Annotated in this window: 15 protein-coding genes and 1 pseudogene; 4 read left to right on the top strand and 12 right to left on the bottom strand. The window is 60.9% G+C overall.

Going from position 1 to position 16,815, the window contains the following annotated elements; genetic code table 11:
- Nucleotides 1–56: 56 nt before the first annotated feature.
- From J3474_RS20795 to J3474_RS20750, 10 genes are all read right to left on the bottom strand, one after another.
- Nucleotides 57–326 (bottom strand): hypothetical protein, encoded by a 270-nt coding sequence (locus tag J3474_RS20795; protein WP_207095452.1) that lies wholly within the window; start codon nt 324–326, stop codon nt 57–59.
- 231 nt (nt 327–557) lie between these two features.
- Nucleotides 558–2,237: an ATP-binding protein gene (locus J3474_RS20790; protein WP_207095451.1), complete on the bottom strand. Its 1,680-nt coding sequence runs from the start codon at nt 2,235–2,237 to the stop codon at nt 558–560.
- A gap of 163 nt (nt 2,238–2,400) precedes the next feature.
- Nucleotides 2,401–2,712 carry a type II toxin-antitoxin system RelE/ParE family toxin gene (locus J3474_RS20785; protein ID WP_207095450.1) on the bottom strand — a complete coding sequence of 104 codons (312 nt, stop codon included), beginning with the start codon at nt 2,710–2,712 and terminating at the stop codon, nt 2,401–2,403.
- Nucleotides 2,709–2,963, bottom strand: a complete 255-nt coding sequence (locus J3474_RS20780) for an antitoxin (RefSeq protein ID WP_207095449.1) — start codon at nt 2,961–2,963, stop codon at nt 2,709–2,711. Before J3474_RS20780 ends, J3474_RS20785 begins: the two co-directional genes overlap by 4 nt.
- 131 nt (nt 2,964–3,094) lie before the next feature.
- Entirely contained in the window at nt 3,095–3,382 is a 288-nt protein-coding gene (locus J3474_RS20775) for a hypothetical protein (protein ID WP_207095448.1), read from the bottom strand.
- Nucleotides 3,383–3,455: 73 nt separating this feature from the next.
- Nucleotides 3,456–4,661 carry a DUF932 domain-containing protein gene (locus tag J3474_RS20770; protein WP_207095447.1) on the bottom strand — a complete coding sequence of 402 codons (1,206 nt, stop codon included), beginning with the start codon at nt 4,659–4,661 and terminating at the stop codon, nt 3,456–3,458.
- A gap of 116 nt (nt 4,662–4,777) precedes the next feature.
- A complete protein-coding gene (locus J3474_RS20765) occupies nt 4,778–5,479 on the bottom strand; it encodes a hypothetical protein (RefSeq protein ID WP_207095476.1) in 702 nt (233 codons plus the stop codon).
- A 34-nt stretch (nt 5,480–5,513) separates the two neighbouring features.
- On the bottom strand, nt 5,514–6,149 hold the full coding sequence (locus J3474_RS20760; protein WP_207095446.1) for a hypothetical protein: 636 nt from the start codon (nt 6,147–6,149) through the stop codon (nt 5,514–5,516).
- Nucleotides 6,142–6,627: a hypothetical protein gene (locus J3474_RS20755; protein WP_207095445.1), complete on the bottom strand. Its 486-nt coding sequence runs from the start codon at nt 6,625–6,627 to the stop codon at nt 6,142–6,144. The genes J3474_RS20760 and J3474_RS20755 overlap by 8 nt, the downstream gene beginning before the upstream one ends.
- 113 nt (nt 6,628–6,740) lie before the next feature.
- Nucleotides 6,741–8,105 carry a strawberry notch C-terminal domain-containing protein gene (locus tag J3474_RS20750; RefSeq protein ID WP_376706549.1) on the bottom strand — a complete coding sequence of 455 codons (1,365 nt, stop codon included), beginning with the start codon at nt 8,103–8,105 and terminating at the stop codon, nt 6,741–6,743.
- Nucleotides 8,106–8,186: 81 nt separating this feature from the next.
- On the opposite strand from J3474_RS20750, the gene J3474_RS20745 reads away from it, so the two are divergent.
- The 4 genes from J3474_RS20745 to J3474_RS20730 all read left to right on the top strand — a co-directional run bounded on the left by J3474_RS20745 (nt 8,187) and on the right by J3474_RS20730 (nt 14,153).
- Entirely contained in the window at nt 8,187–10,181 is a 1,995-nt protein-coding gene (locus tag J3474_RS20745) for a hypothetical protein (RefSeq protein WP_054946292.1), read from the top strand.
- Nucleotides 10,182–10,300: 119 nt separating this feature from the next.
- Nucleotides 10,301–12,463 carry a site-specific integrase gene (locus tag J3474_RS20740; RefSeq protein ID WP_207095444.1) on the top strand — a complete coding sequence of 721 codons (2,163 nt, stop codon included), beginning with the start codon at nt 10,301–10,303 and terminating at the stop codon, nt 12,461–12,463.
- On the top strand, nt 12,460–12,903 hold the full coding sequence (locus J3474_RS20735; protein WP_152567572.1) for a hypothetical protein: 444 nt from the start codon (nt 12,460–12,462) through the stop codon (nt 12,901–12,903). Before J3474_RS20740 ends, J3474_RS20735 begins: the two co-directional genes overlap by 4 nt.
- Entirely contained in the window at nt 12,900–14,153 is a 1,254-nt protein-coding gene (locus tag J3474_RS20730) for a site-specific integrase (RefSeq protein ID WP_037554234.1), read from the top strand. The genes J3474_RS20735 and J3474_RS20730 overlap by 4 nt, the downstream gene beginning before the upstream one ends.
- A 203-nt stretch (nt 14,154–14,356) precedes the next feature.
- Here the strand turns inward: J3474_RS20730 and J3474_RS20725 are convergent.
- Together J3474_RS20725 and J3474_RS20720 are read right to left on the bottom strand one after the other, a co-directional pair.
- Nucleotides 14,357–15,379 (bottom strand): annotated as a pseudogene (locus J3474_RS20725) (strawberry notch-like NTP hydrolase domain-containing protein); the annotation flags it as partial.
- A 235-nt stretch (nt 15,380–15,614) separates the two neighbouring features.
- On the bottom strand, nt 15,615–16,799 hold the full coding sequence (locus J3474_RS20720) for an alpha/beta hydrolase (RefSeq protein WP_207095443.1): 1,185 nt from the start codon (nt 16,797–16,799) through the stop codon (nt 15,615–15,617).
- Nucleotides 16,800–16,815 lie beyond the last annotated feature (16 nt).

Below are 16,815 nucleotides of genomic sequence, written 5' to 3'. Positions count from 1 at the left end.
GCTTCTCCAATCCTGGGTTCGCGACGATCATCAATGTCGCCCGAGCGGGCTGATCGTCACCCGCTCGCGTCATTCTCCAGATCGTGCAAATGCGCCATCACCGCATCGGTATGCTCCGCAGCGACCAGTTCGGCGGCTGTCTTGTGATCGTAATCGGCAATCGGCTCATTGCGATACCAGCAGATAGCCTTCGACACATCGCCGGTCAGCGTCGCGACCGCCGAAATCACCCGCACCATTTCGCACAGCCTGTTCTGCAGGCGTTCGGAACCCGAGTTCCCCAAGGTTTCGCCATCGAGACCTGCGAGGACGGCCAGACCTGCCAACTCAACGCCAAAAAACCTTGGACACGCGCTTCGGCGAGATGAAGGATGTGCCTGGTTCCCGCAAGCGTTCGACGAACCTTGCAAGGTCAGTGTTTGGTTGTTCCTCCGGCTCTGCGCTCATCAGGTGGTCCTCCAATGTCTCAAGTCTGCACATTCCAGGAATGATGGAAAGCCGGGTGATGCATGTCGATGCCCCCCTGCGTGTGACGGGTCGCACGTCATTCAGGCGCGTCACATTCCAGCATCATCGGCGAAGGACAGTTCCACGCTGGCTTCTCCAGTCAGAATGTTCACCTTCCGTCCGGCGGGAATGAGCCAGGCAACTTCCTCGGAGACGATGTCGCGTATCCGCTCGAGAATTGCGGCGTCCTCGCCAAGCAGCAGAGTATTGGCGACCTGCCGCGCCCGCATCCGGAATTCGCGCCACTGGGTTTCCCAGCTGTCGTGGTCAGCGTCGTCTCCGGCACAAAAGCAGGCATCCTCAAGGAGAATGGCCAGATCCTCCGGATCAATCGTGCAGCTCTGCGCGAGCAGGACCATGACCGTATCGAGGTCGGAAGACCAGCCATCATCGGGTAAGATCAGCACATCCGCGGGGATTACGTGTGAAGACGCCTTGTCCTCACCGTGATCTGGCAGCCTGACCGCAACATCAAGTCTGATCGATGTTACCCGCCCGGACTCAAGCCCCGTAAGCGGGACTTGATCGTCCTCGAAGCGGAACATCCCGGCTTCGGTCGAGATCGCAAACGACAAGCGTGCGATGCGCGGCAGGCGGTCATACCAGCGATAGCCGGTGAACGCGGTGACTTCGCACACCAGCTTTCCGCCCAGCGGATCGCCGCGCTCCAGAACGCGCGCGGCGCATTGCTCGATGGCCGGCCCACGTTCCGGGAACAGGATCATCGGCACATCTGCAATGCGTTCGAATTCGCCATTGCGCATTCCGTCAGCTGTGTGCGGCAGCCAAACCGGCAACCAGGGTTCTGCTTCGGCGAGATCTACGCCGAGTTCCTGGGCGCGCAACCATTGAGCGTAAGCGAGGCGATGGCCAGGGCTTTCAGCAATCGTCCGGTAGATCGCCCGTTCTGCCGCCTCGCGCAAATTTTCGAGCGCCGCGTTCTGAACCATTTCCTTCCGCGCGGGCAGGACAAGGTGCAGCACTGCTGATTCCAGGATGTCCACACGGACCTGCCAGCACCGGTCGACGCCGACTTCGGTAACGCTCGGCATCGGGCACAGGACGGTGAGCCCGTGAAAGTTGAACCGGGGATAGCTGGTGGGCCACGAACCGCGATCACGGTAGACGCCGATCCGGCAGCCTTGCCATTCCTCGATCCGGCACGCGCCGGCGAGGAAGTCCTCGCGATCGAGTTTGTCGCCGCGATACCGGACCGGCAGCGGATAATGGCGGGCAGCGTTCGACGCCGCGCTCGGAAGATCGCGTTGCCACGCCTCGGGCATGTCGATCCTGATTTCTGTTCCGGAACCGATATCGCAAGGTTCGATGGAAAGCGGCGCACCGCTTTCCCAGGCTTCGGGCGGTATGACAACGCGCCACCCCGTACCTAGAGTCGGGGAATAGGAGCGGATTTCGACATATCGTCCGGCCAGGCTGAACACGCCCATTCCGGCCGGATCCTCGCTACGCGCGATATCGCCGCTCCAGCCAGAATCTCCCAGCGTGAGTATCTTTGCGGGATCGTCTATCCCGGAGCCGTCATCACGAAGAACCAGAAACTTGCGGTCACCGGCTTCGATTACCTCGATGTCGATCTCATGGGCACCGGCCCGGCGCGCATTCTGCAACAGTTCGGCCAGAACGTCGGCGACGCCGTTATTAAACAGGCGACTGACCTTGCCGATCAGCGATTGGCCGACTGAAGCATGGATTGTGGAAGGAAGGGACATGGCACAGGCTCCGATGTAGCGATGCGGTCCATCCCGCATCATCACACCATCCCATTCTCCCTCCCGTTCCCTGGAGAGATGCAGCCACGATCAAGGCTTGCGCCTGTAATACAGATCCTGCCGCGCAGGGATCGCGCGGCACCGCAGCGTCATCCGGCTCGGCCTATTTCAGCCTGCTTTCCAGACGCATCACCAAATCCATACGTTCGTGAAGGATTGCAACGATGAGTGCCGGCTCAGCACCGCGCGGCAGGCAGAAGATGTAGTGGTGCTCGCAGTGAACCAACCGGAGCCCCGGGTAGAGCTCACCCATCTCCTTGAACGGTCCCTGCCCGCTCGCAAGGCGAACGATATCTTGTTCAAGCTTTGCGATATAGGATCGTACCTGTGCGCTTCCCCATTGCTTGCGCGTATAGCGGACGATCGAACGCAAATCGTCTTCCGCTGCCGCCGTCAGGACATAGGGGGGAGTCAATCCCGGCGATCCTCACCGAGTTCGTCATCAAGTATCGTACCAATGCTCTTGCCTGAAATGCCGCCTGCAAGGCCTTGGCCGATCCGCTCGCCCAGAAGCTCTTTCAGTTCAGCCCAAGCCTGATCGGTGCCACCATCGGCCGGAAAAAGCCGTTCGATCGCATACTGCCGGATCGTCTTGCCCTGCAAGGCCGCCAGGGCCTTCAGGCTCTGGTGCTGCTCCTCGGAGATATCGATGGTGAGCCGACTCATGGGGGACCTCGCAAGTTTCTACAAACCACCATTTACAGAAATGTGGGTCCGTTGTCATGCATGCCAGCAAGGCTGTAATGGTTTCACTGCTCACACTGTGCCTCGCGCTCCTGGCAAATGCAGGGCCGGAGTCACCACGGAAACACCGGCAGGGCATCAATGGTGTCGGCATCGCAGTCAAACAGCAGGTAGCTGCACCCCAGATCCCGGGCGAACCGCATGGCCGCCAAAAGCTCCTGCGGGACCTTCCTGCGATAGGGTTCGGGGATCTCACGGCTGGCCACGAACCAGCCTTCATGGGTCGATGCGACAGCCAGGGGCCGAAGCGCGCGGTCAAGCGCGGCCCAGGCATCGAGCCGCTCGGCTGTGCTCAGGCACACATGCGATGTGCTGAGCACGAGATAGCGCCCGAATTCCACAGGCACCTCCAACGGTAATGGGGATGGAGACGTGCCGACCAATGCGAGGATCGCGTGGCCGACACGTGGCGGTTCAATTGACCTTTTCGAGGATCTTGCGCGCCTTGCCCTCGATCTCGAGCCGGGCGTCCTGGTTGGTCTTGCTCCGCGCGTGGGCGGTGATCCCCTGCACGAAGTCATAGAGGCTCTCGGGCGGGCGACCTTCTTCGGCCAGCACGCTGGCGATGATCTTGCCCGTCTCGGCCTTGGAAAAACCGCGCTTCCTCAGGAAGTCCTCGCGATCCTCGTCCTTGGGGGCAACGATGCGCTCGCGCGCCTGCTTGATGCCATCGACAAAGCTCCTGGTCGAGGAGTCCGCAAAGTGTGCCAGAGCCGGCGCTGCCTCATGCGCGAACCGGTTGGCGGCGAATTTCGAGTGTCGGATGTTGATTTCCTCGAAGTTTTCGACGCCCCAAAGGTTGCGATTCTGGCACACTGCACGCAGGTAAAACGTCGCAATTCCAAGGGTTTTGGCGCCAACTTCGGAGTTCCACGCATAGAACCCCCGGAAGAAGAGATCAGGGTCGCCATTAGGCAGCTTGCCCGCCTCGATTGGGTGGGTGTCATCGACGAGAAAAACAAAAACATCCCTGTCCGAAGCGTATAGAGTCGTGGTATCCTTCGTCACATCGATGTATGGATTATGACGCATGCTTGACCAGTCGAGCACACCCGGCACCTTCCAGCGTGTATCTCCGGTTCCATTTCCAGCAATATTCATGATCGCTTCTACAAGTTCTTTATCGAATATCCTCCCATAATCGGAACCCGTTGCAGCCATTAAATGCGACCTCTCGCCCTTCATTTCATAGAGCTTCATTTGTTCGCTGCGATGTGACAATAGTCCGTGCTGCATGTTGATCCCGGCCAAAGCAGCGGGCAGGCCTCGAAGATAGGATGCCGGCGCGCCAACCAGACTGCAAAGCTGCCCGAACGACCAGTGCGTGGGCGCGATCGGTTCATCCTGGCCCGGCACCATCAGCGCCAAGCGTTCGGGATTGTCGCTACGCGCTTCGACCCGAACGGACTTACTTTCGACGATGCGCGTCGTAGAATGCTCTGCGCGAGAGCGAACATGGTCGTGGAGATCGGGAAGCGAAAGAAAGCGCTCATCGTCGGGCCGGGAGAACCATTCGGACGATACACGGCCAATGTTCTGACCGCGCGAAATATCGACGCGGTAACCACCACTGACGGGCGCGTCAGAAGGGTTTTCGATGATACGGGCGAATGTGGTCATGACAGGGCTCCTCGTATGGGAAAAGGACATGAGCCGGAGCGTCACTTGCCCCGCACTCGCCCTTCCCCACCTCCTCCCCCTTCGCTGCCTGCTTGCAGGACCTGTCCCGCACGGCGTCACCCCCCAAAGGCGTGCCATTCGTAGAGGAGATGCGCATCCGGATCGTGTTCATTCCCGATCGCGATCCGCACCAGGCGTCCATCGCAGGCAAAATTGCTGGCGCGCGGGAAGTCGCAGTAACTGCGCCCTTCGAACACGAGATCGCGCGAGCGGACCTGGATAACCTTGCGCGCCGCGCCCAGTGCCCGATGGTTGAAGGGCGCGTGCAGGAGAGTGAGGGTATCGCCGGGTTTGAGGCGCTTCCTGAAGCCGGCGAGCGAGACCAGATTATCGACCGGATTGGCCTTCCCGCGACGGGTCGCAAGCGCCGCCCAGTAGGCCTGCCCGATGGCGACTTCCGCATAGAACGAGCAGCTCCAGTAATCCTGCAGCGGATTGGTGCGGCAAAAGCCGAAGCGTTCGATCTGATCCCGCACCGTCGTGATGAACGTCTCCTGTGCGTCGCGCGTGGACAGATCGCCGGGAGCGTCGAGAACTTCGGCCGTGATCTTGCGGCCACCGGTAAATCGCTCGCTGCGAAAGGCGAAGCGGATTTCAGGGAAATGGCTCGCAAGGTGCGCCTCGATCCGGCGGCACAATGTGCCCAGATCCTCGGAGGGACGATAGAGGTCGCCCTGGTAATAGAAATTGCCGTACTCGTCGTAGGGTGTCTCGCTGTAGAGGCGCGCGGGCGCCTCCACCGGGGTGGTGGATGGCATCATCGTGTCCTTTTTCATGGAGTAAGAAGGAGGGTCAGGCCCGGCCCAAGGCAACCCAGGGCCAGTAGCCGAGCCGTGTACCGCCATCGGCCACTTCGGCCTGCCAGTCGACGATGGGATATTCGGAATCCTCGCTCCAGCCATCGCCGCCTTCGGCGGCGGAGGCTGCATGGGATTTTCGCGACAGCATGTCACTCAGCATGGCCCGTGTGGTCTTGAAGACCATGCCATCGGCAAAGATCGCGCAGGCCCCGCCCCCGAATTCCCCGACACGGGGCCGAGAACAGCTGCAGGCCCATTCGAACCCGATGGGCGCCTGGCGCAAGGTATCCTGGCAGCAATGCCGGATCAGCTGCGCGAGCGCATCCGGCTGGAAGTCGGTCGTCGAGTACATGAAGACGGTGGATAGCTCCGGACGTTCACGCGGGTTCTCGGCTTCAAATTCCACGCCGAAGTCCGGAAAATCCGGATCGGAAAAGATGGCAAGAAACCCGCTCCACGGATCGCCCGGTTTGACCGGCCGAAAGGCGGCCTGAAACTCCGGCGATGGATCGGCGGGCGTATCTTCGGCCATGAAGGCGTAGCTCGCCTCGAAAGCCTCCTCGATCAGCGCCAGTTCGGCATGGGTGCAACTGAAGGAGAAACTGCCCTGCACGTATGAGTCAGCCATTGTCCGTCTCCCCGTTCTCGCCGGCGTCCGCAATGCCTCCTGCGATGCTGATTGGCGGGGGCTGGAATTCCGCGCTGTCGAACCATGCTTCGATCGCCTCCATGGTCCCCAGCGCGCGGATCATGCTGCGGGCAAGGACGATTTCCTCGTTCTCGGTCATGTCGAACTGTGCAGGCGTGCCGGTGCCGGTAAAGACCACGCGCTCGGGGCCGAACGCGCCGCTGCAACTGCCGGAATCGCGCACAAAGGCGATGCCATGGTCTTCGCAGAACTGCTCGGTCCACTCGAACATGCCGCCGGGCTGCGCATAGGCGAAGGCCGCGAGAGTCTCGCCGGGGCGCAGCGATGCAGGATCGAGTGGTTCGCCTTCCCAATCGGCTCGCCCTCCGTCGAGCTCGATCGCTTCGAAGAGGCCGGAAATACACGAATGAGGAATCACGCCGCCAATGCGGATCGACGCACTTGCCCGGTCAGCCATCTGGGTTCTCCATATTTGAGGTTCAGAAATGCGCGCCCGGCCAACCGGGCACACCTACCCTCCCCCACTCCCTTCACGATCCGCGGCGTGATGGTGTGGATGCCGAAGCCTGATCAGCCTCGCGAGATCGCTGAAAGCACCTCTTCAGCCCGATCGCTGGGCACGAAAATGCGTGTCGTGTACTGGATGACCTCGGTGAAGCAGCCGCGGGCCTTGAGCCAGTCGCGGTCGCCGGGGGCCGCCCCGCGCAGTTCCAGGCGGCGGCTGTTGTTGACGAAGACCGAGGCCAGACGAACACCATCGAGCCCGGCAACCAGCACGCCGCCATCGCTTCGCGCGGCAGCTATCAGTTCGGCCGGTGTCAGGCGTACGGATTCCGTCAAGCCAAATTCGGCCTGAAGCTTCTCGACGGCGGCCGGCATGACGATCCGGCCGAGCAGAGCCTCGCCGGACCTGTCGGTAATCCTCCGGACCCGAACATCGTCCGATGGGAGCTTGTGCCAGACAGGTAGCAGGAGGCCGGTCGCCAGACTGATGGTCTCGACATCGAGCTGGGCCGAGGCCGCCGTCACTTCGGCCTCCCACAATGTGCGGAACGCATCCTGCTCGATCGGCAGCCAGTGGGTGCCCTCCAGGGCATGCGCGGACAGGCGTTCGCTTCCTGTGGGCCGGACAAGCTGGCACATGGGTACCGGGCGCCCCTCGTCATCGGTGATCGACCAGGAGGGAACCCGCAGCGCGACCTTGCCCGAGCGGCCGTTCCTCAGCCAGGCAATGCCCTCACTGCCTTCCCACATGCGCGTGAGCCGCGCCCATGACATGGTGCGAGGCTTGGTGTGCAGCTTCAGGCGCAGGAGGCGCGTCTGCGCACCGGTGACGGGATCGGTACGCAGGACCTGCTCGCCAAGCGGCACGATACGTTCGGCGACAATGGTCTCGACGCCCAAATCGAGCGTGCCCGCCTCGCGCGCGGCATCGATACGTGCCTGGATGAGGCCGCCATATTCCTCGAAAATGGCATTCTGCGCTGCGATCCTGAGCGCCAGGATGCGATTGAGCCAGCGCTGGATCGGCGGCAGGCGCTCCAGCAGAGCGCCGCTATCATCCTCGACCAGCTTGAGACCGGTCATGTTCGTAAAGTCGGGAAGTGTTGTGCTGGAAAGCTTGCCGGCGTGCAGCAGGTGATACCACTGAGTCAGGGCTTCGCGCGCATAGGTACTTTCGAGGTTGTCGGCCGGATTGAAGAGGTTCTGCCCTCCGGTCTGGCGCTGGCCGCGCGTGAGGGCCCCCAGGCTGTCGAGCCGCCGAGCGATGGTGCTGATGAAGCGCCGCTCGCCCTTGCAGTCGGTGGTAACGGGACGGAAGACCGGCGCACTGGCCTGGTTGGTGCGATGGGTGCGCCCAAGCCCCTGGATGGCGCTCGCCGCCTTCCAGCCCGGTTCGAGCAGGATTTTGGCGTTTTGCGATCGATATCGAATCAGATTTTCGCTATCAACACAGCCGCTTAGCGAATCTGCTCGACTCGATATGTATCCTCACAGGCTTGATTGGAGGGTACGTTGGACAGCTTCGAAGTCAAGGTCGACGGCAGGATTTTCGATTTCGCCGTGGTGGTTCCGCTCTATGGCACCGCGGCGGCCAAGCGCCTCGCGTCTGCGTGGGAGCAGCAATTCATCGGCTGTACCGCGTCGACAACTGCGGGTTATTTTCGGGCGTTCGTCCGCTTTCTCCGCTGGGTGGCTCTGAGGGCCGAAATATGCGCAGAATCTGCAGAGGCCCTATTCTTCAATTCGATCCAGCTCGGGCGGTCAGAGCGCTTGACGAAAATGCTCATGTACGAGGTGGGCGAGGCTTGGGCGTCACGGTTACGCGACATCGAGTGCTTCGAAATCATCAACAACACCAACCTGCTTTCCAGGAAAGCTCTCCTCGAAGCCGTTGTCAGTTGCCTGCGGCGGCTGTCCCGCGCCGGCCTCTGGAGCGATCCCGGTAGATTTACACCCGTTGCCCGGGGGCAACTGACGGGACGGAACATTCCATCATTCGGCGAACTCAACAAGGTCGAACTGCCGACGGATCTACAAGGGTGGGTACGACCGAAATACGACCAGCTCGACTGGCGCGAAGTCATCCGTCTCAACGATGAACGACTTTATGCGCTGCGGGCAATCTGCGTGCGTACTCTGCGCGCCGGAATAGCCAAGTGGGAAACTGGTCAGGCTTTCACAGCAGCGCGGGATCTACCGACACCGCGGACACCAGAGGACCTCCTCCAGGAATTGAGCGCGCTTCACGTCCGAAGAGCCACGCTCTCCGACGAGAATCGTGCCAATGCCAGACAGCGAGGCATGGCCATCATGGTGCGCTATCTCGCGCTGGCGGAACCGCATCGACGGAGTTTCAACGACTGGAAGAATACGATGCTGGGCTGCCATGGCACGGCGCTCGGTGGCTGGACGGAAGCCGTCAGTCACGTTGAGGGCAACGTTCGGTTGCTGCTCGCTGCGCAAACCATCGTCATGATCGACACCGCATTCAATGTATCGACCTGTGACCGGCTCGCCGCAGATCCCTTCATCGGTGATATTCACCGGGGCAAAGTCCGGATCATCACCGTCGCCGCGGCAAAATTGCGCGCCCGTGGCGAAATCCAGGAAGGCACCCTTTGGGAAGGCGCCGACATTGACGTCCGCCACAACGACGGCGATCTCAGCGGTGCCGAAGCGATCCGCGCCTGGCAGAAGCTGTCGGAGCGCATTCGGGCAACGGCCCGATACCTCGAATTGCCCACTGCCGATAAGCTCTGGATCGTGCCTGGATATAAATCCGACCGCAACCGTATCGGTCCGATGACAACCGCTGCCATCGATCACCACTGGCAGGCGATGCTGGCCGAGAATTTCGAGCACCCCGTCATTGGCCGGCTACCGCTACGTCGCCAGATGATCCGGCCCACGGTCCTTCAACTGGAAGCGGCGCGCGCCAATTTCGAACATACGGTCGCGGCGCGATTGGCTCAGCACAAGAACTCAGCCACCACCATGCGGTATCTGAGCCGTCCGTGGTTCAAAGCCCTTCTTGCCTCAAAAATGCGGACATTCCTAGCCGCATTAGAAGCGGGCCTCATCGAACCCATCGAAGGAGCGGCCGATACCCTTGGAACATCGATGACGCACGAGAGCGCCTTGGACCACGCCAGAACCACGGGCCTGGGCTTTCTCTGCACGGCCCCCAAGACGTCCAACAACGAGGATACAGGACCCTGCATGGCCATCGACAAATGCGCGACTTGTCATTTCCGGCAGTTCCGGCCGAGCAACGATAGCATCCGGGCGCTTGTCCTTTTCCAACGATCTCTTGGCCGGCAGGAGGAAGCGTTCAAGGCGAACAATCCTGCAAGATGGGCCGAGGTCTGGCTGAATTTCCAGGCTCTCTGCGAAGTCATTCTTGATCGGTTGCGGTCCTCCCATCACCGTCGCGCTCTCAGGATGATGGAGGCCGAAGTCGATGCCGGCCTGACGGCGGGCACTGTGCGGGCCATCGAGTTATGGTGAGCCGGGTCCATCAACCGCCACGACACGCCCGCGAGGCAGGTGCTGCCGCCTTTTGCGAGTTCCTGCAAAACCCGAGGCCGCTCTGGCTCAAGGACGGCACTCTCGAGGATAATGCCTGGTTGGTTGAGCTCGACAACCCGACGATACGCCGGCACGCGAGCACGACGATCCGGTTCGACATCTTGATCGCACCAGACCGACGCCTGACGGACTACGCCGAATGGCGAGATCTCCTTACCGCCAAGAAATACGTCTATTACGCGCTTACCGGGCCGAATGCCTGGGTCCGCTCTGCCTCGACCATCCGGGAGGAATATGCGGGGTTCGTTGCATTCCTTCGTTGGCGCACCGCGTGTGGGCTTCCTGGCATGTCGGATCTGACACAGGCCTGGTTCGAGGAGTTTTGCGACAGCCTGAAGCACGCCGGCATGGAAGGACTGATCCGATCTGAAGCTGCGGCGCGAGAAGCCGTTAAAAGATGTCGTCATGCCGGCCGCGCTCCGCCTGTTCAACAAAGTGACCCGAATACTTTCTCCGTCGAAGCGGCCAGCAGGCTGGCCGGTTTCGAATATAGCAAACAGCTATCGGACAATGCGGCGAAGATTTTTGCTGATTGGGCCGTTGAGAACGGCCTCAAAATCACCCCCTGTCTTCATAACCGGGTAAACAATCGCAAGAGAGATCAGACATTCTGTGGGCAATCCTTAGATCGCTATATGCGCGTTTGGGAACGACTTGGCCGCCTCCAGGAAGAACTCACACATGATCCGATTGGATATAGACCATTCAACAGAAGGATCGACTCCGCCCGGTTAGCCAGGAAGCTCGGTGCACCGCTTTCCAAAACCCCGACCGCGCCGGCAACCCAAACCTGTTTTCTCATTGATCGCGCACTTCGATGGGTATTGTTTTACGCCGACGATCTGAAGACACTTGTCGATGACGTCCGTCATGCCGAGCGAGGGTTCAGGAACGAGCCTGGCAAATGGCGTCGTGCAAAACTGGTCCACGACATCTGGAACAGTCCGGCGCTCAAGCATGTGCGCGAGGATGGAGCACTGGGCATTCCCAGCATCGGCCATTTCGATGGCGCGGCTATCAACAATGTCACGACCAGCCTCCACCATATCTTCCTGCGCCTGCTTCCCACTGCGTGCGTGATCGTCATCGCGGCCTTCTCGGCAAGAAGGATCGAGGAAATTCTCAGCTTACGAGATGATTGCCTGGAGGATGATGGCGGTGAGCTTTGGCTCAAGACCTTCATCGCCAAAAGCGTCCGCGGTCGGGAGCGGATTCCGGCCCCGGCGGCGGTAGCAAAAGCCGTGGAGATATTGATGTGGCTGAGTGCAACCGCACGCAAGGAATCCGGATCACGGTGGCTGCTACAGTTACACAACCCATTCGCCAGGGCCCCGTCGGTCCAGACCCCCAACATCAGCCGCGGCTTGCTGGCCTTTGCCGAGGAGATGAAGGTGCCTGCGCTTCCCGACGGCACTTATTGGTCCTTCGCTCCACACCAGTTCCGTCGGTTTTTCGCGGTCGTCTATTATTATCGGTATCGGGACCGCTCGCTGACCGCCCTATCCCAATATCTTTGCCACTATGATCCGGACAGCACCCGTTCGTACATCACCGAAGCGCGGTTCGGAGGTTTCTTCAAGCTTGTCGACCATGCCCGAGCAGACCTTGAACAGGCCAGGCGTGCGCTTGCACGCGAAGACCTGAGGCTGCGAACATTCGAGGAGGTCGGCCTCGACTTCCGTCTCGAGATCTATCGTCGGGCACTCGATGGTCATGAGCAACTCAGCGGCAGGGCCGGGACAAGGATCCTGAACGACCTTCAACGTCTCAAGGCTGATTGGCAAGCACGCGCCGAGGTCGGCGACTACGGTGCAGACGGGCCGACATTCGATCGACTGCTCATTGAGTTTGCGGGGGCGCAAAGTCTGGAACCGAATGGCCAGGGCCATTCCTATTGCGCGTGTGGTAACTCGGAAAAGGACCTCAGCGTGGCGGGCTGTGTGATTGCGGCCCGAAGAAAGAATCCGGAGGCACAACGACGCCAAGGTCCCGATTTACGGTACGCTGAAGATCTGATCTGCGCCGGATGCCCGCACAATGTGCAGTTGGCCGAGAACAGGAGATACTGGGAAAAGGTGATAGAAAGCGCCAATAGCGCTTGCCTCATGTGCCCGGGAACAGTGCTGGCAGCCAGGATGGCCGAAAGACGGCAAGCGGCCGAAGATCACCTGGCCCGTTTCCATGGAGTCGATCAGAAATGAAACCATCTGCTGCCAGGGAATCCTTTCAGCGCAAAGTTGAATTGCTCGAATCCTGGGCTGCGAAGGGAGGCCTTCCGGAGGGAGAATATTGCCCACGCGGGCCAGCAGAACTTGCCCGTTGGGTCGATATGGAACGGGGGCTCACCGCCTGGTCGAATCCCAATTTGGCAGCTCCGGCCCCGTCCGGTCATTATCCAGAATTGCGCGCGCGTTTTGATACGGTTGCGGCCAAGCTCTTGAAACCCGTACAACGACCGGGCACGGAACTTCAGTCTCTGAAACGAGAGGTCCAGGCGCTCGCCCAGCAAATGGCTGTCCTCTCCAGCGAGCACCGACTTATGGGACAAGCTCTGACCCGTGAGCGACAGTTGAAGGAGATCGCCCAGGCCCAACTTGCGGAAGCGCGATCCGAGCTCGCCCGCATTGTGCCGATCCGATGAAGGCCAGCTTAGGCCGTACCAGGATCGTGCGGGCATCCGAAGACTTTGTGCTGCAAAAGCATCGTCTACCGCGATTCCCGCTCGTTCTCGATCCTGGCGGGGCGTTGGTCGAACCGATCTTCGACTATTTGCGCGCCCAGGCCGTTCAGCGCCATCTGGCGCCGGGAAGTATTGAAGATGAGGCTTATATTCTCTGCGCCTGGTGGGACTTCGTACTCGGGCAACCCGCGACGAGCAGCATAAGCCTCGACTCGATTGTCAGCTGGACAGGAACGGAACTCGAACGTCTGAGGCTCGGAAACCCGGGAGCCAGAACGCGTCGCCGCCTGTCGCGCTGCCTCGACGTAATCTCACGCTTCCATCGTTACCTGCTTCAGGAACACAGCTACTCGCAGGGCCATGAGGAATGGCGCGCGGCAAACTATGTTGCGCGTCTGGATGCCCGTTTATCTGACCCCAGCACAGGCAAGGTGACGTTCGGTTATAGCGCAAAAGCCAAAAACGGTGGCCGCCCGACGCCGTCGGATGATGCGGTCGAACAGGTGCTGGATGTGCTTTCCAGTCCGGATAATCCCTATCTCGCCGCGAGGAACTGGCTGATCGCACGCTGGATGCGAGACGTGGGCTTACGTCGTGCGGGCGTTGCCTCGTTGACGATCGAACGCTTGCGGGCGTCGCTGGTCGCCGAGGGCATTCTCGCGCCCAACGAACATTTTACGCGCGCAGGCACATCATCGAAATCTCGTACGGAGATGCGCGGCGCGGTGGAACGCTTCCGTCAGAGCGGCCGCACATTCGTCACCGCAGAGATCATAGAGAAGGGCGGAAAGACCCGCGAAATCAAGGTGCCGTTTCAACTACTCCACCAGACCCTCGACTTTATATGGTCGGAACGCGCCAAGGTGCAGTCTTCCGGGCCGGTGTTTCACGGATATTTGTGGCTGTCGCTGAAAACCAAAGATGGATTAACCGCCAAGGCAGTCGGAGATATCGTCAAGGATGCCTTCGTCGTGGCTGACGTTCGGGGTAGCGGCCATCGATTGCGTGCCTGCTTTGCGGAGGAAGTCGTCTTCCGGCTGTATGCATTGGCAAAGGGGAGTTCCGACATCCTGTTCGATGACCACCAGATCTTGATCGACGCCGCAGAAGAACTTGGGCATTCCGACTGGCGTAGCTTGCGATACTATCTCAACAGGGCGGCTCGAAACTATGCTGCTCTCAACCGCGCCGTCCGGCCCGCGACAAGTTGAGGATCTCCATAAGGCTCGCTCCCGCAACCCCCTGCACCCCAGAATTTGAAAGGCCATCGGCTGCTGCTGTGTTGGCTCCGGGCTACGCCCTCCGCCAACACAGCAGCAGCCGATCCCGGCCGTAAGTGTCGCGGCCAAGTCTCCCGTAACCGTCGACTCTGCGGCCGTACCGCGCTAAGGATATCCAACGAGGAATACGTCAAAAGCAGGAAGTGAATGCGGCGTTTCCCGGCGCTGCCACAGCCGAGGTCCGCATGGTAGGAACGCCCCGTGCCGCCGGCATCGGAAAAGGCGAGGATCGGCTTGCGTCCGGCCATGAAGGCATCGCTGTCGGCCTTGCGCGCGCCGGGGCTGCGCGTTTCCAGTTTCTGGTTGCCGTGCGGATCGAGAACAATGCGTTTGGTTCGGCCAGTCACTTCAGCGACCACATCCCTGCCGAAGTGTGCGATCAAGGCATCGAGCGCAGCGGGAATGGGCGGCATGCCGCAAAGCTGCTCGATCAGATCGTCGCGCGCAGCCATGGCTTCGCGGCACGGCACCGGCGCGCCGTGTTCATCGACCATCAGTTCGGAACGGGCGGTACCGTCACTGGCCGTGAAGACCCGCATCTGCCGGGTTGGAAAGGCATTTCTGAGGTAATCCACAAGCCCGTCCCTGGGCGAAACGTCCACAGCGAGATGCGCGCGCTCCTGCGCGGAGAGGCCTGACAGACGCCGCTCCAGCACCGCCTCGCCGGTCGTCACCAGTTGCACGACGGCGGCATGGCCGGCCGCCACTTCGGCTTCGATCGCCCGGATCAGGCTCGGCATTTTCATCGAGAGCAGGACCTGGCTGAAGAATCGCTGCTTGGCGCATTCGAACCGGGAGAGCGCGGATCCTTTGGCCTGCGAGTTCAAAGTGTCGCCCGACATGCGATCGACGACGCCAGTGGCTTTCAGAGCCTCGTCGAGGTGCTGATGTATGATGCCCCACGCATCAGCATAGGCATCATAGATCGCGATCTGGTCCGGCGTCAGCTTGTGTTCGAAGGCCTCGTATTCGACACCTGCGAAGCTCAAGGCGCGAGCGGTATAGAGCCCCATGGCCTTCAAATCGCGCGCGACGATCTCCATGGCGGCGATCCCGCCATCCTCCATCGCCGCCATGAACCCGCCCCGGTCGCGAAAGGCCGTGCCCGGTCCCCACAACCCCAGGCGGGCGGCGTAGCACAGGTTCGCTCGGCCAGTTCCCGGACCGTGACGGTCCGGGACGAGTCCATCGCCTGCCACAATTCCACGAAGCGATTTGCCAACTGCGTGGACTGGCCGCCTTCGCCAAAGATGCTCGAATTGATCTGAAGTAAGTGCTTCACAAGACATACTCTCCGCTGCGGCATCGCCGGCGGGGTTGCCTGGACCTTCATGTTTGAAGTGTTTCCAAGCACGCCGGCGATGCCCAGTTGTCAGGACACCACGACCAGCCTCAAACTGGCTGCGCGCCGTGGTCTTCGAGCCAGCCGGCGATGACATCGGCCAGTTCGTCGCGGCTGCCCGAGTGCTCGAAAAAATGCGCGCCATCGAGCGAGATAAGCTTCTTGTCGGCCGATCCGATCACATCGAAGATGGCTTGCGCATGGCTGGGGAAACACCCCTGGTCATGGTTCGCCGAAATCACCAGCGCCGGCTGGGTGATGCGCGGCAGCTGGTTCTCGATCCGCACCTGCGTGCGAGAAAGAGAGAACATCGCCAGCCATTCGCGCGCCGACGAAATCGGCGCGAGGCCATAGCCCGAATAGTTCGACTGCATGGGATCACCCATGTAGCAGCCGACGGGCCGCTTGGACGGGTCGATCGTCAGGTCAAGGAACCGCGGATCGGCGAACTGGCGCGGGATCACGAAGAAGCGATCGAACACCCCGTCCTTCGACGCTACGCCGAAGGTAGCATTGCCGGCCAGTTCCTGCTCGCTCGCGGGGATACCCTCGCGAAGGCGCTCAAGCTCCGCCTCGGCCCACAGCGTGATGCGTTCGTTGCGCGCCACCTGGGCAGCCCGATAGCGTTCCAGGAATTCCGGCGAGTACGCCGGCCCGTTCTTCGGGTTGAACATGTCGAGTTCGGGATCGCGGGAGAGCGGGTCGTTCTCGTCGGTGACCGACGGGTCCAACCATTCCGTGAAGACCTTGGCCCGGCCCGGATGCGCCGCCAGCGAGATGTACAGGTCCGCGGGAATGAGGTTTTCCATCAGTTCGGCCGGTGCCGAGCCCGGATCGATATGCGGATCAAGCGCCTGCGCCTGATAGCACCCCATCAGCGAGGCGCCGCCCGAATTGCCGATGATGACGACGTTTTCCACGCCCGCCACCTCGCGCAGCCAGCGTACGCCGACGCCAATGTCGATCAGCGAATGTTCAAGGTTGAAGCCGGTCGCCACGGCGGTGCCGACGCAGCGGGTGTTCCAGCCCAGGAAGCCGTATCCCCGCTTGGCCATGTAGGGGCCAAGGTAGTGGGTGGACCAATCGCCGACATAATGCGAAGCAATGACAGCCGTCTTCGGCTTCTTGCCCGCCGGTGCAACATATATGCCGTTGCACGGATATTGCCCGTGATTGTATCTCTTCTTGGTTGGCGACTCCAGGTTGACCGCCTGGCTAGTCACGGCATCATGCATTTCATTTCTCCCTAGT

This window comes from Novosphingobium sp. PY1 (genome assembly GCF_017312445.1).
GTDB lineage: Bacteria > Pseudomonadota > Alphaproteobacteria > Sphingomonadales > Sphingomonadaceae > Novosphingobium.
The sequence above is the reverse complement of the archived record's forward strand: the minus strand, read 5'-3'. Positions and strand labels throughout refer to the sequence as shown.